Origin of the sequence: Lysinibacillus agricola, from assembly GCF_016638705.1 — a bacterium.
In the GTDB taxonomy this organism is placed as follows: Bacteria; Bacillota; Bacilli; order Bacillales_A; family Planococcaceae; genus Lysinibacillus; species Lysinibacillus agricola.
Genome location: NZ_CP067341.1, coordinates 1498784 through 1520491, shown reverse-complemented (window position 1 = coordinate 1520491; position 21708 = coordinate 1498784). Strand labels below are relative to the sequence as shown.

Here is a 21708-nt window from a genome sequence, read left to right as displayed (position 1 = left end):
CCATTATTTAGCTATTTTTGAGCAAGAGCTGTGTGAAGTCACACCGAAAAAAACGCTCGTATATAGCTAAATTCATAACAACGAATGACGATCGTACCTCCATCTTCTCCCATCCAGACTTTAACTGTCGGCCTTGGAATTGCACCAAGTCAGCCATGCAAAAAACTTTGCACAGGTCGCGGGCTGAAGAGTCTTTAGTAAATCATTCGAGCCAATGTATCTTAAAAGAAACATTAGCGATTTACAACTCTATTACCGCCGGTCGGGATTTTCACCCTGCCCCGAAGATGAATCAATATTTTTTTGTTTCTAGCTTTACTATAATGAATTATTAGGAAAAAGTAAATAGCTTTGCTCAAAAAAATCCGATTAGATTTGTATGATTTACCGATACTCGCTAAAAGCACCATTAACTAAAAGGAGCATTCACGCACAGACAATGGCGAAAATGCTCCAAAAATTTACTTATTAAATTCCATGCATCCATTTGTCCAAATTTAGCATCATGCTATTTATGGCATATATTGTTTATTGGCTCCCACAGGTTTTGGCAAAAAGTTTTTTAAATCAAATCCTTCCCAGCTCTCCTGTACAACATTGTCTAGACGTATTTGTTTATCAAAGCTTGCAGCAGTGAGCATCATCGCTTCAATTAATTGAGTTGCACGAACCGCATCCATTGTCGTTAAATCAAGTGGCTCATTAAATGTAACAATAACGCCTTCTGCTACCTCAGTCACAGAGTATGTTATATTTTCAGGTACTACCGGAACGTATACATCATCATTTTTATTTCGCATAACGGTAAGAGCTTCTGTTACAGTGGGATAAGTTTTGCGAGAATCAGGCGATAAATACTCAGTTCCATTTTCATCTTTATATAAATAATAATTAAAATGATTTGAGCTTGTTAATTCCATAGGCTTACTTGACTCTTCTTCCTTGGAAAACTCGTATGCTGTACCATCCTGATTTTCAAACTCAATATCTTTATACTCTGAATCTGAGAATGTATCCTGTAATGTCCCTTTATATTCGCTAGTATCTGCCGACGCGACATCATAGTCATTTTTCTTCGGCAATACATGAACCAGTTTATCGTCCTTCTCCTTTAGCTCTCCCTTATATGGATGATAGTTAGTAAAACCCTTTTCTTCCTCATCAATTTGAGGCGCATACTTTTCATACATTTGTAATGTTGTAGGCTTTTTCTTCCCAAAATCAGTAGCAACTCGTTCATTTGGAATGATATATGTCATCGGCACACTTTCCTTATCACGATTTGCCAAACCAATACGGAACACTACTGCATCTGTTAAATCTTCATCATAAACAGATGATCGTAGAGACATAATCCGTGAATGTTCCGCTACTATGTTGGAGTCCATAAAATTGTCATGGTTGACTGAGCTATTTGCTGCACGATTATCCTGCATTGTAGAATATTGAGAAGTTTCAGGAGCATTAGCTTGGTCCATATTTGCATCATTATTATTCATGAACATAGAGCCTACAAGCACAGTTAGGGCGCAAACAGCTGCAACACTCGTAAAGATTGGCCATTTACGGACTTTCTGCTTTGTTGCTGTCTCGGTACTCTCTTGTTGCGGATGGATACTATGCTGTTGCTCTTGCGATGTTATTTCGTCATCTTTTTGTTGTAAGGCTTCTTGAAGATGGCCATTATCCTGCAAGCGAGCATCTGCCAACAATCGATTTAACACTTCTTCTTTCGAACGGCGGTCAGAAAGCTTAGGGGCATTATTCAATACATGTTCCAGTTGGTCATCATCAAATTGGTTATGTGTCACTGCCGTTTCGCCTCCTGTTCTCTAACCTGTTGTAGCTGTTGCCTTAAAAATTTAATGGCACGATGCTGAGTGGTTTTTACCTTCGCTTCAGTCCAATCTAGTATTTGCGCTGTTTCCGTAATCGATAAATCTTGAAAGTAGCGCATAATAATGACCATTTTTTGGTCGCCTGTACAGTTTTCAAGTGCTGATTGTACCTGCATAAATTCATCACTGGCCTGTAGCATATCTTCCGGTGATGGTGTGGTTGAATGTAGCTGTTCCGTTTCCCAGTCAAAAAAATCAAGTGAATGTTTTTGGCGTACAGCCTGCTTTCTAAAATGATCAATGGCGACATTTTTAGCAATAGCAAAAAGCCATGTCTTTTCGCTGCTATTTCCTGCAAACTGATCATATGAGCGCAATACGCGTACATAAACCTCGTGCGCTAAATCCTCAGCAAGTGTACGGTTTTTTACTAAATAAATAAGAAACTGGAACACGTCTTGATGATATGCATCGTATAGTCGATGGAACACGGAGTCATTCAAAGCACTCCACCCCCGTTCTATTATATTTGTCGTCTAAACGTTCACAGAAGTTACAGCCAATTAATACCACTATAGTACGATGATATTAATCGAATGGTAAATAAAACGTGAAGGTAGTCCCCTCTTTCAGCACACTATCTACCATAATATTACCTGAATGTGCCTTGACAATATTTCTAGCAATAGCTAAACCTAGGCCAGTTCCGCCTTTAGAACGCGTACGTGCCTTATCTGCTTTATAGAAACGTTCAAAGACATATGGTAAGTCCTCTTGTGGAATTCCATGTCCTGTATCTTGGACAGATATTTTTGCAAAGGTAGGCTCTTGCTCAACCTTCACTGTTACTGACCCTTCATCTGTATGACGAAGAGCATTATCAACTAAATTCGTTAACACTTGTTCAATCCGATCCTCATCTATACTAATCGTAGCTTCATCATTAAATTCACTGTCAAATATCAGACTAACATGCTTCTCTTTTGCAACCTGTGCAAATTTTTGAGTAATACGTTCAAATATAGAATTAATTGGAAGCTCATCTTTGTATAACGTCATATGCCCTGATTCCATACGCGCAAGGTCTAATAAATCTGTTACGAGGCGTCCCATACGCTTCGATTCATCGTAAATAATTTTTGTAATCTCATTACGTTCTTCTTGATCCTGAATAAAATCATCATCCATTAAGGCCTCTGAATAGCCTTGAAGCATCGAAATTGGCGTCCGTAGCTCATGAGATACATTGGCAATAAAGTCTGAACGCAGTTTTTCTAAGCGATGCTGCTCTGTCATATCACGAATAACTGCAACAGCTCCACGTATCGATTCCTCACTATAAAGAGGGCTAATCGTAAACGTATAGTAACTTCCATCCATCTCAATTTCTTCTTCAAGCTTATCCTCAAACATCAACACATGATCGAGCATATGATAAAGCTCTGGCGGAATCGGTTTCGCACTTTGTGAGCCCTTATTAACAAACCACGTTTGCATTAAACGCTCTGCCGGTGGGTTACTTAATAATATTGTACGATCACGATTAAACGTAATGACCGCGTCTGTCATCGATGTCAATATATTTGATAGCTGTTCATTTTCTTGATTGATCACTTCTAGATTGTGTTTCAATTGACGTCCCATTTGATTGAAGGCAACAGCAAGCTGGCCGATTTCATCGTTTTGTGTAGTCGGCATTTTCGCTTCAAAATTTCCTTTAGAAATCTCAAACGCTAATTCACGCATTTTACGCAATGGTGACGTAATACGTGATGAAAGGAAAAACGCAAAGAATGTCGTCAACACAAAGGCAATGAAAGCAGACAGAAAGACAATTTTCGTCGTTTCTTTCGATGTTTTATGTAGTGCATCTGGACTTTGATAAATAAAGACAGCTCCGTGCACTGCATTTTCCACATTTAGCGGGAAACCGAGCACAACATACGATTCCATTGTTTCCTTGTCTGTAGAAGACGGCATCATCATTTCCTTAGTAATCGGTTCATCTGATTGAAAAATTTCATGGAATGATTTATTGGCTAAAATCATATCCTGGATTTCTTTTTTATTTACACCTTCCTGCAAAGCAAATGATACTACATCATGACTCGTTGCAATAAGCGCATTCGTACTTTCAGGTAAAATATCTTTTAATAATTCTGAAGTCGACTCAGCTGTTTCATTATCATCTACTATACTAGCAACGGTTGCTGCTGTTTGACGCAAGGAACTCTCTGCTTGCTGCATATGGTAATTTTGAAGAAACTCGAGCATTAGAACCGTGAAAACAAACAATACAAATGAAACGAGAAGCAATATGGTTACCCATAGCTTCCCGACAACACTATTCCATATTCTATTCATTGACAACCTCAAATTTGTAGCCAACGCCCCATACAGTAACGATCATCTTTGCAGCGTTTTCAGATACACGGTTGAGCTTTTCACGTAGACGTTTAACATGTGTGTCAACTGTACGTAAATCGCCAAAGAAATCATAATGCCAAACTTCTTTTAGTAATTGTTCACGGTCAAATACTTTGTCTGGTGATTTCGCTAGGAAATAAAGTAATTCATACTCTTTAGGCGTTAAATTTACTTCAATACCCTCTGCTGTTACACGGTGCGCATCGTGATCGATCATTAAATGTTGAAACACAACTAAATCTTTTGAAGAAGATGCATTTGTCGAAGGTGAGAATGCTTGTGAACGACGTAATATAGCCTTCACACGTAACACAACCTCACGAGGACTAAATGGTTTTACAATATAATCATCTGCACCAAGCTCAAAACCTTGTACTCGATTTGCTTCCTCGCCTTTGGCAGTTAATAAAATAATCGGTGTTGCTGCTCGTTCGCGGATTTCCGCACATACTTCGAGCCCGTCTTTTTCAGGCATCATAATATCTAGTAAGATACAGTGATACTCTTTTTCTAAAGATTTTTCGATCGCTTGTTCACCATTTTCTGCTTCGTCAACAAGGTATCCTTCTCGCTCTAAATACATTTTTAATAAGCGTCGAATACGATCCTCGTCATCTACTACTAATACTGAAATATTTTCTGACACTTTCACGATCCCTCTCTTCTAATCTTTCTCTACCTTCTATTGTACATGGTACAGCACATATTGAAAAGAAAAGAAAGCCTTCTTGCCACAGCAAGAAGGCTTTTCTTTCAAATACTAGCGACGTAGAAAATCTCATATGTGCTCAAATTAATCAGTTTTTATCAAATGGATATTCGTCTTAGTTATCCTGCAGCGTATGAGTGTAAACCTGCAAGAATTAAGTTAACAGCAATTAAGTTAAACAAGATTATTCCGAAACCAATTAATGCTAACCAAGCAGATTTTTGGCCTTCCCATCCTTTTGATAAACGTAAATGTAGGAATGCTGCATAGAATAACCATGTAATAAGCGCCCACACTTCTTTTGGATCCCATCCCCAGAAACGACTCCACGCAAGTTGTGCCCAAATCATCGCAAAGATTAAAGCCCCTAATGTAAATACTGGGAAACCAATTAACACTGAACGATAACCGATTTCATCAACTAATTGTAAATTTACTCGTTTGACAAAAGGTTGGAATATCGCGCTAATTCGACGTCGTGCAATTAAACGGATTAATAAGTATAAAACAGATCCTACTAATAATGACCAAACAACCGTTGTTAATTTCTTCGCATTAATAAGTGGAGGCATTTCTACTAATGGAGACATGCCATGTTCTTCTACTGCCTTATATTCATTCATACCAAATACCGGCGCCATTTTGTAGGTAATTTCACGTTCACTACCTTCTTTATCAACGTAAGTATATGTAGATTCGTAATCCATCATATTAAATATTGATGTAGCAACTACGAAACCAACGACTACTACAAGGAAGAACATGACCGCTTCTAACCAGAAACGTTGTTTAGAAGGCTTCGTTAAATCAACTACTTTTAATAAATAAATCAGTCCTGCTACTGCACTAATCGCTAAAATCGATTGACCTAAAGCAGCTGTAATAACATGAATTGTTAGCCAGTGACTTTGTAAAGACGGCACTAAAGGACTAACCTCGTTCGGGAACATCGCCGCATAGGCAATAATTAATAGCGCCACAGGTAATGCCACTAAACCTAGAGCTGTCACGCGATAAATAAAATAAATTAAAATGAATGCCGCAACAATGAACATCCCAAACGCAGTCGTAAATTCAAACATATTACTAACAGGTGCATGCCCTGTATGAATCCAACGAGTAATAAAATAACCAAGCTGCGATAGGAAACCAATAATTGTTATAACAATAGCAAGCTTGCCCCATTTATCAGTATTCTTGCCTGTAGCATTCGATTGCTTTATCGAACCACCAAAAAATAAAGTTGCAACTAAGTAGGCTACAAACGCTACATATAACAGGTTTCCACTTATGTCAATCAAACTCATAAGGTGTTGTCACCTTCCTTTTCTTTAGTGCCTCGCTTTGTGGACTTCCCAACATCTTCTATCTTTTCTAACTGATCTTTATATGGTGGTAGATCAGCAAATGTAGAAACAGCATCTAAATCCTTTTTCATACTGAACATATTTTTATTTACATGGGCAGCCATCAACACTCGGCCATCTGACTCAATCTGTAACCATAAACGTCGATGATTCCAATACGAGCCAATCACTACACCAATCATGAAAATAATACCACCTACAAATAAAATTGGTATCGTACTATCTTTACGAATTGTAAAGTTTGCTGTATTACGTGTTTCTGCACCAGCAAATTTCATTCTATATTTGTTTTCTCCAAGTGGTTCAAGTGGTTGTTGCATGATTTGTACAAAGCTTACTTCACCTTTTGGAGTTTCTGGTGTGGTCATTTTAAATAAAAATGCTGGATTATTTGGTATTGATGTTTTTGTCTGTGGTTCACCATTTTCAAAACCATCAAAATCTGGTGTATAAACAAGTATCTGTACTGATGAACCATTCCCTAAATCATATTCTTTTTTAGGATTCGTTAAATCAATTTCAATTTGACCAAATGATTCGTCAGTTCCTTTATTCACTAAATTAAAATTCATCTGCTTCAATTCGTTAAGTCGATAATTCATTTGATACAGCGCAAAACCGCTTTCTTTTAATGGATGATTGACACGAATAGAGTAATCTCTCACCTTTTCAAGATTGTCTAAGTCTCCCGGAAGAGAACCCTCAGGTTGTTTGTATAATGTGACGTCTGTTTGAAAGTTTTTCGCCACAACATTTACACCTTGACTCTCTTGCTCGCCCTGCGGCTTATTGTCATGGGTTTCCAAAATAAATTTATTATTTTTTACAAAATAACCATCCATACCTGGTATAGCTCGTGTCTCACCTTCACGTATCCAAATCGTCTCATCCACATGAAAACCAGGTACTAAACGCAACATAACACCTGCTAAAAAGATAATGAGACCGACATGATTTATGTATGGACCATACCGAGCAAAACGGCCGCGCTCTGCTAACAATGCACTTCCATCACGACGAACATGATATTTTAATTCAGTCATTTTTTGTTCAACTTTATCAAGTGTTTCGTCAGGGTTTAGCACTTGTCCTTCTGCGACGATACGTTGACGCTTCATGAAACTCTCATGACGTTTAACTCGTTGATTTTTCAGAGACTTATGCAATGGGATGCCGCGGTCTAAACTCGCAACAATAATAGATGTCGCAAGCATTCCCACTAAAATTTGGAACCACCAAGTGCTATACAAATCAGAAAGTCCTAAATAATTATAGAGTTTGCCAAACCAACCATACACTTTCTCATAATACTCCGCTTTTCCAGCATCTGGTGCATTTACATAAATTTCTTGCGGTAGGATTGTCCCGATTGACGCAGAGACCAACGTTATAATAATGAGAGCAATCCCGACTTTTACATTCGAGAAGAAATTCCAAATTTTATCGATGACTGTTTTATTATACGTTTTTGAACGAATCGCCGTTCCATCGTAGCGCATATCAACAACTTTTGTCTGCTTACCTTCCTCAGTTAAAGGACGACCACATTTCTCACAAAGCTTCGTGCCATATGGGTTACTATGACCACAAGCACAAATGATGTTTTCCATAGTCATTTTCTCCTTATTTTGGCTTCACTAATTCCATGTACGAAGCAATATTTCCCTCCGTCATTTCACCAGTAATAATTTTGGCTACCTTACCATCTGGATCAATAAGGAGTGTTGCAGGTAATTGACCTACATTGTAGGCAGTCATAACGCTTTTCGTTTTGTCAATAACTACTGGGAACGTTAAATCGTATCTATCGACAAAATTCTGTACTTCAAAATCTGTTTGTGCAATATTGACAGCCAATGTTTGTACACCTTGATCTTTAAAGACTTTATACTGACGGTCCATTGCAGGCATTTCCTTCTCACATGGCTTACACCAAGTTCCCCAGAAGTTCAAAAATACTCCCTGCCCTTTATAATCAGAAAGTTTATGTTTCTCACCGTTTAAATCTACTAACGTGAAGTCTGGTGCTTTAGAGCCTACTGCTATTAACTCTACTTTATCCTTTGTCGCTGTTCCGTATACCGTGTAACCAATTGCTAATACTAAAACCGCCAAAATAATGGTACGAATGACGAGACGTTTTTTCTTTTTCTCCAAGTTAATAACCCCCCTATCTATTACGGCTTAGAGTTTCAATTGACGCTAAGCTTTTCATACAAACATTCATATGTATAGATTTTATCGTCTAATTTACCACATTTATGTTTGTCATTCGGTTGCGCCAAACACCTCCTGATAAATTATGGAAACGATTTCATCAGGACGAAACTTATCTAGGTGTACTATTCTCACCTATTATAGCAAAATGAAACACAAACGCTTAGCTAATAATTATGAATGATTTATGAACGATTTCACTAATAAGAAAGTGAAAACATTACTATTACACATAGCAGTATTTCACTTTCTCATAGAAAATGCTAATTATCCGATTTGCCCTGTCTCCGCTAACACTCGCAATTGCTTCACTTCATGCTTTGTTAATTCACGATATTCCCCCGGCGCTAGTCCAAATAAATCTAAAAAGGCAAAGCGCTCGCGTTTCAGTTTAACAACTGGAGTACCGATTGCCTCAAACATGCGACGCACTTGACGATTTCGCCCTTCATGAATAGTAATCTCACAAATCGCCTTACCTGCTTTTTCATCAAAAGAAGTCATACTAACTTTTGCTGGAGCTGTTTTGCCGTCTTCTAGTTTAATTCCGCGTTGAAGCTTTTTTAAACCTTCGATCGTTGGAATACCTTTGACACGAGCAATATAAGTTTTGTCGATCTTAAACTTCGGATGTGTCAGCATATAGGAAAATTCCCCATCATTTGTCAACAACAACAAGCCAGATGTATCATAATCAAGACGGCCAACTGGGAAAATACGTTGTGGAATATACTTAAACAAATCTGTGACAGTTTTGCGTCCTTTGTCGTCTGTTACAGCTGATATCGTTGCACGTGGTTTATATAGTAAATAATAAACCTTATCCTCTTTCTCAAGCTTCACGCCTTCTACTTCTATCGTATCTGAGTTGGAAACCTTTGTACCTAACTCACGCACTACGACTCCGTTCACTTTTACTTTACCTTCTAAAATCAATTGCTCCGCCTTACGTCTTGACGCAACACCTGCATACGCAATGACCTTTTGTAATCTTTCCATTCTTTCACCTCTAGTTTTCATTCACATTGGCATAGACACCAAACTTTAAACCTTATTCGCATATGATGAATAAGGTTATTTTTCCCGCTAATCTGTGAAAATTATGTCATACTTTTATACATTATTAAAGAAAAACTAATTATGCGTAAGTAATTTGATTATTTGAAATAGTTTTCATCAGCTAGTTTTTGGATAACTTGTACCTGAATTTTAAGGGTCATCACCAAAATGTGGGATCGATTTCCGTTCCGGCTGGGTGCGTTCAACCGGAACGGAAATCAACTTAGATAAACGGCATACGTTTGAACAAACGATCATCCCCAACTTTTAGTGATGGTCTAATTTTAATCAAATCTTCTCATTACTTTTCATCAAATAGCAATCTCTTTTAAAAGTTTTTTAAAACATAAAAAGCCACCATTTTGGGCAGCTCTTCATCATTACTCAGTTTCACTATATTTATTTTCTATTTTAAGTCCATAGTTATTTAATTCTTTATTAATGAATTTTTTCACACTTGATAACTTTGTTGTTAAAGTTTGTTCAATTGTAGAACCATCTTGTAATGTGAAAATCAATTTATCTGGTAAACTTACACCATTTTTTTCTACAATAGTTTGTTCAACCTTCACAATATCTTCCCAACTTATGTAATCTTCTTGCAAACTAAAAAAATGATTCATGTGAATTCCTTTTGTATCAATATATTGATAGTTATTAATACATAAAAATATGAATGCACCAGCAATTACAAACGATGTCCCCATAATTCCTCGTTGAATATTCTTCCTTTTTTTTGTTTTAGGAGTCACTAAAAAATTGACTAATAACATGACTGCCAACACAATCAAAACTATTATTAATATAATATATGCTTGATAAAAAGTATCGAAAAAATAGTATTCCTTAGGTCGATAGAACAACTCTTGAATAGGGTATAAAAAGATAAAGGGAGCGATAAAGCTAGACAAAAATAAAATTATTATTACCCCTAATTGGTATTGCTTACTGTTTGATTCAGTAGTCATAAATACTTCCCCCCCCCGTTAACATTCGAAAATTCAGAATTTTAATTTTAACTGTCACCCTGATTTATTTTACCAAATTCCATCTCATTTGTTAATTACATCTAATTCGTTTTACACGCTATAGTTTATGCTCTAAACCCACAAACATTATCCTGAATGGCGTAACAAAGAAAAATCAGCGTATCGCTTTTAACGATCCGCTGATTCAACTGATACTGGCCTTGCATAAATACGCTCTTCACCGATAAAGATGGATAAAACGCCTTCCTTACGTTTTCTAGAAACATGTAACACTTGCCTTACACTTTCTTTTTCTTCTTTATTTAACTGCAAACTTATTGGTTGCTCTAAACGAATGGAAAGGTTTTTATTGACTTTATATTTACCTTTTTTCACTACAGTCTCAAGGCTGTAATCTTGCCAAACCTTGTTGGCTAAGCCCCGATGAACATTCCAGTCATCTGATTCATTCAAAGTGACAACAATACAGGTTTGCCCGTCCTTTTGGAAGGCGGTTGCAAGGGTCCGACCAGCCACCTTTGTAAAGCCTGTTTTTCCGGCAAATGCTGAACCTTTTGCTGATTTTAATGCACTAACAGGTTGTTGTGTCTCATCGTCTATGTCGATAGCAACCCCTGACCCTTCTCGTAATAATCGGTGCTTATTTTCCCATAACATCCCGTTTTCAGTATTGGCACGAAATAGAACTGTTGAGGCAATCTTCTTAAAAGTTTTATTTTGAAGAGCAATTCTCAGCATCTCAGCAGTATCTCTCGCTGACGATAAATGCTCATCATGGTGCAAGCCAGACGGGTTCATAAATACAGTATTTGTGAGACCAGCAACAACGGCTCGCTCATTCATTAACTTTACAAATCCTTCTACTGATCCCCCGGCATGCTCTGCTAAAGCTGTTGCTGCGTCATTCCCGGAGCGTAGCATCAAACCATATAACAGTGTTTCTACCGTAACTGTTTCACCTGCCTGCAAGTAAATTGATGAGCCCTCCGCCATTGCAGCCCTCGGTGAAATAACCACTTCATCTTGAAGATTGCTATTTTCAATAGCAACGAGTGCTGTCCAAATTTTTGTTAAGCTAGCAATTGGTAACCGTGCATCACTATTCGATCCTAATAAAACACGGCCCGTATCCCCATCTAAGACAGCATATCCGCTACCACCTCGTGCTAAACTGGTTTGTGGAAGCATTAACATTACCACGACTATCATGAACAATATTAAACGTACTAACCGAAGCAACGAGCCACTCCTTATTTAAAGTAATAGAAAAATATAAAATATATTTATGTTTCAAGCAAAGCATTATACCATCTTGCTCATCTACTTTACCCCACTAAAGGTTTCTTGGAATTTCGTCATAAATAAATCTGTTTCTTGCTCTGTTTCAACTAATTCTTCGTCAGGTAAAGGTGGCATTTCTTCTATACTATTTAAACCAAAGTAGTTTAAGAATTCTTTTGTTGTGCCATATAAGATTGCACGTCCTGTCCCTTCTGAGCGACCAACTTCCTTGACTAAACCTCTAGAAGCGAGCGTTTGTATTGGTCTTTCACATTTCACACCGCGTAAATCCTCAATTGCTACACGTGTAATTGGCTGTTTGTAAGCCACAATAGCAAGCACCTCGAGTGAGGCTTGCGATAATGATTGAACAGTTGGATTTTCTACTAATCTTTGAATGGTATCTGCAAGTTCAGATTTTGTTATGAGCTGATAAACTCCAGCTATTTCTTTTACAGTAATACCTCTAGCTAAATCTTCTTCAGATGTTGTACGCAGCTCTTCCATTGCCTGTACGACTAACTCTTCCGGTTCGCCCAAAAGTTGTGATAATTGTTTAATAGTTAAGCCATCGTCTCCAACAACAAATAATAGGGCTTCTATTCTACTCTGTAGCATCATTGTTTTCGTCATCATCCCATTCCTCCTTCTGTAAGGTAACTGATAATTCTTCAAAGTTACCATTTTGCTCTACGATGACGACCTGACGTTTCATCAATTCAAGAAGAGATAAAAACGTCAGAATAAGCGTTGGCTTATCTTCATAGGGAAAAAGCTCGAAAAATGATGCACGTCCACCTGTAGATCGTAATGTATCGACAACTGAACGCATTTGATCCTTCACTGAGCGTTCTTGTCTCGCTACAGTTGTCCTTAGTGGTTTTTTCAATTTTTTTCGACGCATCAGTTTTTGGAAGGCCCCAAGCATGTCAAAGATGTTGACGTTCAAATCAAATAACGCCATTTGCTCATCTGATGCTAACTCTGATAAATCTGCTGGTGGCCGTGTAAATACCTGTGCTCGATCTGTTTCAAGCTCTTGCAGGCTACTCGCTGCTTCTTTATATTTCTTATACTCTATTAAACGTTGCACAAGTTCTTCACGAGGGTCTGGGCCGTCGACTTCTAATTCGGCATCTTCAAGCTCACCTTCATGAATTGGCAGGAGCATACGACTTTTAATGGCCAATAATGTTGCAGCCATCACTAAATATTCACTAGCCTCATTTAACTCCAGTACCTGCATAGCATGTATATGGTCGATATATTGTTGAGTAATTTCAGCCATTGGGATATCATAAATATCAATTTCCAATCTGTGAATTAAATGCAATAATAAATCAAGAGGCCCTGAAAAGGCTTCTAATTTTACTTCATACGACATTGTTTTACCACCCTGAGATTCTATGTTCTTTTAGTATAGTGGAAAGGAGTCCAAAATGCATCCACAGCATCATACTTTATTTATCGATTACTGTGCCTACTTCAATGGTAATCAAGATTTTTTTGAATGCCATGAAGTACTTGAGGAATTCTGGAAGGATATTGCTCCCGGTGATAAAAAGCACCCTCTTGTTGGATACGTACAGCTCGCAACAGGTCTATATCATTGGCGACGTGACAATTATATAGGCGCTGCACGAATCTTAGAAAAAGCACTCCATAATTTTCAATATAATATCGGGCATATTTTTTTTGACGAAATTGACTACGATAAACTACTAATACAACTATCAGATGCACTTTCTGCCATCCAAATAGGCAAGTCCTTCCAAGCATTTCAGCTTCCACTTTCGCCCGTATTGGAGGAATTAGTATTTGCTCGCATACAGCTTTTACCATCAAGTAGCTCTAACTATCTTCTTCATAAACATATGCTTCGAGATCGCTCACATATTCTTACAGAGCGACAAGAAAGCAAACAAAGAAAAAGCAGACGTCAATGATCGTCTGCTTCTTCATCGATACAATTTATACATTTTTGAACAAATTTACGCGTTTCCTCTGTCGCACGCACACTTTCGTACTGGCCAAGTTCTGCTACTTCCTGTAGCATTTCCTTCGCAACACCTTCACCTCTATAAGAAGGGACAACGGAAACGTGTTGAATCGTAGCTATATTATTACTGTCTGTTATAAGTCCAACAATGCCAACATACTCATCGTTCTTTTTCCATAAATATAATACCCAATTATCTTCATTTTCATAGGAGTGGATTGTCTCTTTGAGCTTCTTTATGTCTTTTTCGTTAGGCATAAACGAGAGTAGCCCCATTGCTATTTTCTCGAAAGCTTTCTTATATCGAATTAACATATTTGTCTATTCCCTCTTTTTCTAGCTGTACATAATCTTTGACTATCCTACACGATTTGTACTTTTACCGCAAGTCAATTTCTGTCTTACGAACCAGGTCCGAGAATACCTTTAGACGCCAATACCCAATAAACAACGCCCCACAACAAAATAAAAGTTGACATGGACGCTAGTAATACCCATTTGTTTTTTCTCAAATTTACTCACCCTTTTTTAACGTTAGCGGGAGATCGTTTTGTACAATATCTTCATAACTTTCGCGTCGAATCGCTAATTGATGCTCGCCATTTTCTACAAATACAACTGCTGGTCGTGGCACACGGTTGTAGTTACTCGCCATAGAATATCCATAAGCACCTGTACAGAAAATTGCTAGCACATCTCCAGAAGCTGCTTCCTGAAGCTTAGCATCAATAATTAATTTATCGCCTGATTCACAAAGTTTACCAGCCACTGTATATGTTTCACTTTTTGATTCATTTGCTTTACTTGCAATGACCGCCTCATACTTCGCATCATATAATGCCGGACGGATATTATCACTCATGCCACCATCAACAGCAATATATTTACGAACATTGGGTACTGTTTTTTGTGAACCAATTGTATAAAGTGATGTTCCTGCATCGCCTACAAGTGATCGTCCTGGTTCGATCCAAATTTCAGGCATAGTTAGACCAAGTACAGTCGCTTTGTTCTTAACAACCGTAATCATATCCTCTACATATACTTGTGGCTCAAGCGGTGCATCTTCCTCAGTATAACGAATTCCGAAGCCCCCTCCTAAGTTTAACACAGTACATGTAAAATCGTGAGTCTTGTTCCAATCAGAAATTTTATCAATTAATTTTTCTCCTGCTAAGCCAAAGCCAGCTGTGTCAAAAATTTGAGAGCCAATATGGCAGTGTAGCCCTAGAAGCTCTAGGTATTCATGGTTAAAAGTTTGTCGGAAAGCTTCATCTGCTTGACCATTATTTAAGTCGAAGCCAAATTTAGAATCCGCTTGACCTGTCGTAATAAAATCATGCGTATGTGCCTCAACACCTGGTGTGACACGTAGTAAAATACGCATTTTTTGTTGACGGCGCTCTGAAATTTCTTGTAAAAGCTGAATTTCATAGAAGTTATCCACGACAATACAACCAATTTTCGAGTCAAAGGCTAATTCTAATTCAGCAATGCTTTTATTATTGCCATGGAAATGAATGCGTTCTGTAGGGAATCCAGCTTTTAAAGCTGTAAATAATTCTCCACCTGAGACAACATCTAAAGATAGATTTTCTTCTGCCGCTAATTGGTACACAGCTACACATGCAAATGCTTTAGAAGCATAAGCTACTTCTGCTTTTACACCTAGTTTTTTAAACGTATCAATAAAGCCGCGAGCACGCTTACGAATAAGCGCTGTATCATACACAAATAAAGGTGTACCATACTCTTTTGCAAGCTCTAGTGTATCTACCTGTCCAATCGTTAAATGACCATCTTCAGAAATCGCTTGTGTTCCATATAAATGCATGTGCATCTCTCCCTTTTCACATCGTTCCATCTTGTGATAAATTGCACCTCAATTTTAGAATGGACGTAGCAATATTAGTCTACTATCCTTTTTTAGAGGTATTACTACATTCGACATATTATCTTGGCGAACCTTTTGCTGAATGAAGATAATTTTTGCAAAAATCACAAAATACTATATGTGAACTTTATCACATGAAAAAAACGAGTGCAACGGCTCCTATGATCTTTTTCGCTGTTTGGAATCGACTACATAAGGTCTTAATGCATCTGCTGTCATTGGGAAACGTACAAGTACGCGAAGCATCGCATTTGGAAAGAACGGAATAAGTGGCCACAAATATGGCGCTTGCATCGGACGTAATGAACATAAATACGTAAATAATATAAAAAACCCGATAAATAACCCATTAACTCCCCAAATTCCAGTCATTATTAACAACACTAGTCTAAAGAGTTTAATGGAGATACTTAGCTCATAAGACGGAATAATAAATGTCAGAATAGCTGAAACGGCTGTATATAACACTACTTCTGGCGAGAATACCCCAACATCAATAGCAATCTGACCAATAATTACACCGGCAACTAACCCCATCGCAGTGGATAATGGAGATGGGGTATGAATGGCGGCCATCCTCAAAAATTCTATCCCAACATCTCCAATAAGTACTTGTAGTAAAAGTGGGATATGTGATTTTTCCTTTGCACCTAAAAAGGATAACGCATCTGGTAAAAATATCCCGTGCGTTGCAAATAAATACCATAAAGGCAATAATAATAAACCCATAATTGCTCCAAAATAGCGCATAAAACGGACAAAGGTTCCGACTGCTGGTGCCTGCCTATACTCCTCAGCATGTTGCAGTAAATGAAAAACTGTTGCAGGGACAACAATGACAGAGGGAGACGTATCGACAATAATGGCTACATGGCCCTCAAGTAAATGCGCAGCGGTAATATCCGGTCGTTCCGTATAACGTACAAAAGGAACTGGATGGAACTTTTGTTTAAACAACCATTCCTCTAGTGATTTATCAGCCATTGTCAAGCCATCATGGTGAATTTGCCCAAGGCGCTGTCGCAATTTATCGAGCATTTCATCATTGGCAATACCCTTTATAAACGCTAGTGCGACATCGGTTTGACCGATTTCGGATATTTTATGTAGCTCGAAACGTAAATTACTATTGCGAATTCGCCGACGAATCAAAGCAGTATTTTGTGAAATACCTTCAATAAAGCCGTCCCTAGATCCACGAATTACCTTTTCATTATCAGGCTCCTCTGGTGAGCGCCCCGGGTAATTTCGAATCTCGGCAACATAGCCGTAACCACTTTTAGTGACGAAGCTTACTTGTCCGCTTAATATGGATAATAAAAAGGCTTCACGTTTGGTTTCCTCCGAACGGCCTTGGTAATTGAAAATTGCTTCAAAATACTCCTTTTCATCCTCAATATCAATGTCCTCATCAGGCAACATATTAGAGAGTAATTGCGTTAACACTACACTATCTACAAGTCCGCTTATATATGCGCAAAGGACCGGCAAATCTTTGACAAATAAATGCTTAACAATTACGTCAAATGATTCGCCGTCACCAAATTGTTCTTTAAGAAAATTTTCGGCTTCTTCTAAGCTGTTAAATAGTTTATCTGTCATGCTGTCACCATTTTCTTAAATGTCTTTTTTTACTTCTTCCTCTTCAACTGTGGCACTTGTAGCCATCCAATTTTTCAATTGGGCAAGAATTTTTTTCTCTAATCGTGATACCTGAACTTGTGATATGCCGAGCCTGTTCGCAATTTCAGTTTGGGTACAATCTGAGAAATATCGTAAATAAATAATGGATTGCTCTCTAGGCTCAAGTCTTGTGAGCACCTCTTTTAGTGGAATATAGTCAAATGGCTGCTCGGATTTTTCGTCCTTCATCTGATCCATTAATGTAATAGAATCCCCTTCACTCTCATACAATTGCTCATGTAAGGAAGCAGGATCTCTCAATGCATCTGAAGCTGTTACAATCTCCTCAGTTGTGACACCAAGAACCTGTGCTAATTCATGAATAGTTGGTGGATGCTCATTATTTTTAATGAATTCATCGGTTGCATGGCGAATTTTAAAATTAAGCTCACGAATAGATCGGCTAACCTTCACCATGCCATCGTCCCTTAGAAAGCGCTGAATTTCACCGATGATCATTGGTACAGCATATGTCGAAAACTTTACATCATACGTTAGATCGAATTTATCCACAGACTTCATGAGTCCTATGCAGCCAATTTGGAATAAATCCTCGAGCTCTACCCCCCTACTTGTAAAGCGTTGGACGATAGACCACACAAGCCTCGTATTCCCCTCAATCATTCGTTTACGAGCCTCATGATCGCCCTGCTGTGCACGTGCAATTAAATCTCGCATTTCTTCCTGTGACAATAGCTTATCGGACGACTGTTCTAGCGGCTTCACAATCGCACCCTCACATTACCGGTGTGCGAACCGAGTAAAATTTCTTCGTAAACGTGACAGTTGTACCTTCTTGCCACTTGGACATTACTGTCAACTGATCTGAAAAACTATCCATAATGGTAAAGCCCATACCTGAACGTTCCATCGCACTTTTCGTCGTAAATAACGGCTCCATAGCTCGACTTACATCCTCAATGCCAATACCTTTATCCATAACAGACACGGTTACAATATCATCCTCACGTTTTGCACGAACTGTAATAACACCCTTACCATTCTCTTCATAACCGTGAATAATAGCATTGGAAACAGCCTCTGAGACAACCGTTTTAAATTCGGATAGCTCATCAATTGTTGGATCTAATTGTGCGATAAAGCCTGTCACAGCTACACGCGCTAAGGCTTCATTTTCACTAATTGCTAAAAAAGTTAATGTCATTTCGTTATCCATTTACAATCCCCCTAACTCGATCAATCGCTTCTTCTTCTGTTGCATCCATCATCCACGGCCCTAAACCTGAAAACTGAAATACTTTGCGCATTGTCGGCGATGGATTCAATAAAATTGTTCGTCCAGCGACTGCCTCTAACTCACGCATTCGACCAAGCACCAAACCTACACCTGAACTATCCATAAAGGAAAAGCCCTCTAAGTTCCAAATGATGGTCGTTACAGCGCCCTGAAAAATTGCTGTAGAAATTTTAGCTCGAATTTGCTCTACTGCATGATGATCGAGCTCCCCAAATAAACGTATAACTACTGTCTCCCTTGTTACCATCTCTAATTGAAAATGCATGAACATCGCCTCCTCCTCGTGCAATTCCACATCCAAAGTGGTGAATCCTTGCGGCTGACAGAACTAGTGCAAAGTCTTCCGAAATAGTGTCAAATCGACATTCTTATAGCTTTTTTAGGTTTAAATGCAGTATGGGATAAATCAACATTTTTTAAACGTGGCATACATTTTTCACAAGAATTATTATTAAGCGCTATAAATGTAATCAAATTATTGGCAGTCTCTCTGTCTGTTTGATAGTCTATCCGTCGCTTTAGCTTTTCTTTCCGTCGCTCTGCCTTATTTCCGTCGCTTCGGCCCCTCTTTCCGTCGCTTCGGCTCTTCTTTCCGTCGCTTATGCCCTTCTTTCCGTCGCTTTAGCTTTTCTTTCCGTCGCTTCGACCCTTCTTTCCGTCGCTCTGCCTTCTTTCCGTCGCTTTGGCTCTTCTTTCCGTCGCTTCGGCCCTTCTTTCCGGCGCTTCGGCCCTTCTTTCCGTCACTTCGGCTCTTCTTTCCGTCGCTTTAGCTTTTCTTTCCGTCGCTCTGCCTTCTTTCCGTCACTTCGACTCTTCTTTCCGGCGCTTATGCCCTTCTTTCCGTCGCTTTAGCTTTTCTTTCCATCGCTCTACCTTCTTTCCGTCGCTTCGGCTCTTCTTTCCGTCGCTCTGCCTTCTTTCCGTCACTTCGGCTCTTCTTTCCGTCGCTCTGCCTTCTTTCCGTCACTTCGGCTCTTCTTTCCGTCGCTTTAGCTTTTCTTTTCGTCGCTCTGCCTTCTTTCCGTCACTTCGACTCTTCTATTCGTCGCTTCGACCCTTCTTTCCGTCGCTCTGCCTTCCTTTCCGTCGCTTCGGCCCTTCTATTCCGTCGCTCTGACTTCTTTCCGTCACTTTAACTTTTCTTTCCGTCACTTTGACTCTTCTTTCCGTCGCTCTGCCTTCCTTTCCGTCGCTTCGGCCCTTCTATTCCGTCGCTCTGACTTCTTTCCGTCACTTTAACTTTTCTTTCCGTCACTTCGGCTCTTCTTCCGTCGCTTATGCCCTTCTTTCCGTCGCTCTACCTTCTTTCCGTCGCTTCGGCCCTTCTTTCCGTCGCTCCGCCTTCTTTCCGTCGCTTCGGCCCTTCTTTCCGTCGCTTTGGCCCTTCTTTCCGTCGCTCTGCCTTCTTTCCGTCACTTCGGCCCTTCTTTCCGTCACTTTAACTCTTCTTTCCGTCGCTTCGGCTCTTCTTTCCGTCACTTCGGCTCTTCTTTCCGTCGCTTCGGCTCTTCTTTCCGTCGCTCTGCCTTCTTTCCGTCGCTTCGGCTCTTCTTTCCGTCGCTCTGCCTTCTTTCCGTCACTTCGGCCCTTCTTTCCGTCGCTCTGCCTTCTTTCCGTCACTTCGGCCCTTCTTTCCGTCGCTTTAGCTTTTCTTTCCGGCGCCCTGCTTTCAGAATAAAAAAAAGCGAGAACCCCCCTTCTCAAAGAGAGTTCTCGCTTCGTATTCGTATTATTTATGCAATTGTATAAGCCTTCTGTACTTTTTCGATTGTTTCCTCATCGATTTCACGATTTGAATATAAGTAAGCAATCGTCTCGTCAGCACGAACATGGTCGCCCTTTTTGGCAATCAAGTGAATACCAGCATCATAATCAAGTTCAGATTCCTTTGTTAATCGACCTGCACCAAGACCAACACTTGCTTCCCCGATCAATAGTGCATTAATCGTTTCTACCGTGCCTTCAGTAGGTGCTTTGACAGCTACTTTATTTGCTGTGTCTTTTTGTACAATATCTGCTAAATCGCCACCTTGTGCAACGATAAATTCTTCAAATTTTGCAGCTGCTGAACCATCTTCTAGCACTCGTTTAACCGCTGCTGTTGCTTCGGCCTCATTCACTCCTGCTGCAACTTGGTACATAAGCGAAGAGATAATGATACATTCCTCTAGTAGATCCACATGTGTTTCGTCCATACGTCCACTTAGTAAAGCAAATGCTTCTACTACTTCAAGCTTATTACCAATCATTTTACCTAGCGGATTATCCATATCACTAATATGTGCGACTACTTTACGTCCTAGCTTTTCACCGATTGCCGTCATCGTATCAGCTAAAACTTGCGCTTCTTCTTCTGTCTTCATAAATGCACCAGAGCCACATTTCACATCAAGTACAATGCCGTCTGCACCACTTGCTATTTTCTTACTCATGATAGACGCGGCAATAAGAGGTATTGAATCGACAGTACCCGTCACATCTCGCAATGCATACAATTTTTTGTCAGCTGGTACAAGATTGCCTGTTTGACCAGCAACCGCAATTTTATGTTTATTGACATTGTCGATGAATTCCTGTGATGAAAGCTCCGTTTTAAAGCCACGAATCGATTCTAATTTATCGATTGTACCACCTGTAATGCCTAGACCCTTACCACTAAATTTCGCCACTGGAATATCTAGTGCAGCAATTATCGGAGTGACAATTAGTGTAACTTTATCGCCTACACCACCTGTCGAGTGTTTATCAATTTTAAAACCTTCAATAGATGATAAATCAATAACATCTCCAGATTCTATCATTGCTTTTGTTAAATAAAATGTTTCATCATATGTCATGCCCAATAAACGAATTGCCATTAGTAGGGAACTTGCTTGATAATCAGGGATTGCACCAGTAGTGTAGCCCTCTATAAAATACTGAATTTCAGCCTGTGATAGCTCCTTGCCTTGCTTCTTCTTTTCAAATAGCTGTGCCATATTCATATC

At 39.1% G+C, this 21708-nt stretch carries 21 protein-coding genes and 1 riboswitch; of the genes, 1 reads left to right on the top strand and 20 read right to left on the bottom strand.

The window, feature by feature from the left end; all coding sequences use genetic code 11:
* Positions 1 to 97: 97 nt before the first annotated feature.
* Positions 98 to 293: riboswitch (FMN riboswitch) on the bottom strand.
* Between the two features lie 219 nt (positions 294 to 512).
* From FJQ98_RS07210 to FJQ98_RS07155, 12 genes are all read right to left on the bottom strand, one after another.
* On the bottom strand, positions 513 to 1811 hold the full coding sequence (locus FJQ98_RS07210; RefSeq protein WP_053594403.1) for a hypothetical protein: 1299 nt from the start codon (positions 1809 to 1811) through the stop codon (positions 513 to 515).
* A complete protein-coding gene (gene sigX, locus FJQ98_RS07205) occupies positions 1808 to 2341 on the bottom strand; it encodes an RNA polymerase sigma factor SigX (protein ID WP_053594402.1) in 534 nt (177 codons plus the stop codon). Before sigX ends, FJQ98_RS07210 begins: the two co-directional genes overlap by 4 nt.
* Positions 2342 to 2426: 85 nt before the next feature.
* The gene (locus FJQ98_RS07200; RefSeq protein WP_053594401.1) at positions 2427 to 4202 is read right to left on the bottom strand and encodes an ATP-binding protein; all 1776 of its coding nucleotides are present in this window, start codon (positions 4200 to 4202) and stop codon (positions 2427 to 2429) included.
* Positions 4195 to 4911 carry a response regulator transcription factor gene (locus FJQ98_RS07195; protein ID WP_049668637.1) on the bottom strand — a complete coding sequence of 239 codons (717 nt, stop codon included), beginning with the start codon at positions 4909 to 4911 and terminating at the stop codon, positions 4195 to 4197. The genes FJQ98_RS07200 and FJQ98_RS07195 overlap by 8 nt, the downstream gene beginning before the upstream one ends.
* A 182-nt stretch (positions 4912 to 5093) precedes the next feature.
* Positions 5094 to 6281 (bottom strand): c-type cytochrome biogenesis protein CcsB, encoded by a 1188-nt coding sequence (ccsB, locus tag FJQ98_RS07190; protein ID WP_053594400.1) that lies wholly within the window; start codon positions 6279 to 6281, stop codon positions 5094 to 5096.
* On the bottom strand, positions 6278 to 7951 hold the full coding sequence (gene resB / locus FJQ98_RS07185) for a cytochrome c biogenesis protein ResB (RefSeq protein WP_053594399.1): 1674 nt from the start codon (positions 7949 to 7951) through the stop codon (positions 6278 to 6280). The genes ccsB and resB overlap by 4 nt, the downstream gene beginning before the upstream one ends.
* A 13-nt stretch (positions 7952 to 7964) precedes the next feature.
* Positions 7965 to 8498: a thiol-disulfide oxidoreductase ResA gene (gene resA, locus FJQ98_RS07180; protein ID WP_053594398.1), complete on the bottom strand. Its 534-nt coding sequence runs from the start codon at positions 8496 to 8498 to the stop codon at positions 7965 to 7967.
* Between the two features lie 327 nt (positions 8499 to 8825).
* Positions 8826 to 9557 (bottom strand): pseudouridine synthase, encoded by a 732-nt coding sequence (locus FJQ98_RS07175; protein WP_053594397.1) that lies wholly within the window; start codon positions 9555 to 9557, stop codon positions 8826 to 8828.
* A 440-nt stretch (positions 9558 to 9997) separates the two neighbouring features.
* Positions 9998 to 10585: a hypothetical protein gene (locus FJQ98_RS07170; protein ID WP_053594396.1), complete on the bottom strand. Its 588-nt coding sequence runs from the start codon at positions 10583 to 10585 to the stop codon at positions 9998 to 10000.
* A 189-nt stretch (positions 10586 to 10774) separates the two neighbouring features.
* Positions 10775 to 11845: a D-alanyl-D-alanine carboxypeptidase family protein gene (locus tag FJQ98_RS07165; RefSeq protein WP_053594395.1), complete on the bottom strand. Its 1071-nt coding sequence runs from the start codon at positions 11843 to 11845 to the stop codon at positions 10775 to 10777.
* 81 nt (positions 11846 to 11926) lie between these two features.
* On the bottom strand, positions 11927 to 12520 hold the full coding sequence (gene scpB / locus FJQ98_RS07160; protein WP_053594394.1) for an SMC-Scp complex subunit ScpB: 594 nt from the start codon (positions 12518 to 12520) through the stop codon (positions 11927 to 11929).
* Entirely contained in the window at positions 12492 to 13271 is a 780-nt protein-coding gene (locus FJQ98_RS07155) for a segregation/condensation protein A (protein ID WP_053594393.1), read from the bottom strand. The genes scpB and FJQ98_RS07155 overlap by 29 nt, the downstream gene beginning before the upstream one ends.
* A gap of 55 nt (positions 13272 to 13326) precedes the next feature.
* Here FJQ98_RS07155 and FJQ98_RS07150 point away from each other — a divergent pair, with 55 nt between their 5' ends.
* Positions 13327 to 13833, top strand: a complete 507-nt coding sequence (locus tag FJQ98_RS07150) for a DUF309 domain-containing protein (protein ID WP_053594392.1) — start codon at positions 13327 to 13329, stop codon at positions 13831 to 13833.
* Here the strand turns inward: FJQ98_RS07150 and FJQ98_RS07145 are convergent.
* From FJQ98_RS07145 to FJQ98_RS07110, 8 genes are all read right to left on the bottom strand, one after another.
* Positions 13827 to 14201, bottom strand: coding sequence for a GNAT family N-acetyltransferase (locus FJQ98_RS07145; RefSeq protein WP_053594391.1), 375 nt, complete (start codon positions 14199 to 14201; stop codon positions 13827 to 13829). The genes FJQ98_RS07150 and FJQ98_RS07145 overlap by 7 nt on opposite strands.
* A gap of 199 nt (positions 14202 to 14400) precedes the next feature.
* Positions 14401 to 15720: a diaminopimelate decarboxylase gene (lysA, locus tag FJQ98_RS07140; protein WP_053594390.1), complete on the bottom strand. Its 1320-nt coding sequence runs from the start codon at positions 15718 to 15720 to the stop codon at positions 14401 to 14403.
* A gap of 219 nt (positions 15721 to 15939) precedes the next feature.
* Positions 15940 to 17382 (bottom strand): spore germination protein, encoded by a 1443-nt coding sequence (locus FJQ98_RS07135; RefSeq protein ID WP_053594389.1) that lies wholly within the window; start codon positions 17380 to 17382, stop codon positions 15940 to 15942.
* A 15-nt stretch (positions 17383 to 17397) separates the two neighbouring features.
* A complete protein-coding gene (gene sigF, locus FJQ98_RS07130) occupies positions 17398 to 18189 on the bottom strand; it encodes an RNA polymerase sporulation sigma factor SigF (protein WP_053594388.1) in 792 nt (263 codons plus the stop codon).
* A gap of 10 nt (positions 18190 to 18199) precedes the next feature.
* Positions 18200 to 18640: an anti-sigma F factor gene (gene spoIIAB, locus FJQ98_RS07125; protein WP_053594387.1), complete on the bottom strand. Its 441-nt coding sequence runs from the start codon at positions 18638 to 18640 to the stop codon at positions 18200 to 18202.
* On the bottom strand, positions 18633 to 18986 hold the full coding sequence (gene spoIIAA, locus FJQ98_RS07120) for an anti-sigma F factor antagonist (RefSeq protein WP_201406662.1): 354 nt from the start codon (positions 18984 to 18986) through the stop codon (positions 18633 to 18635). Before spoIIAA ends, spoIIAB begins: the two co-directional genes overlap by 8 nt.
* Positions 18987 to 19996: 1010 nt before the next feature.
* Complete coding sequence (locus FJQ98_RS07115) at positions 19997 to 20341, bottom strand: hypothetical protein (RefSeq protein WP_158003009.1); 345 nt, start codon at positions 20339 to 20341, stop codon at positions 19997 to 19999.
* A gap of 113 nt (positions 20342 to 20454) precedes the next feature.
* Complete coding sequence (locus FJQ98_RS07110) at positions 20455 to 21705, bottom strand: thymidine phosphorylase (RefSeq protein ID WP_053594384.1); 1251 nt, start codon at positions 21703 to 21705, stop codon at positions 20455 to 20457.
* Positions 21706 to 21708 lie beyond the last annotated feature (3 nt).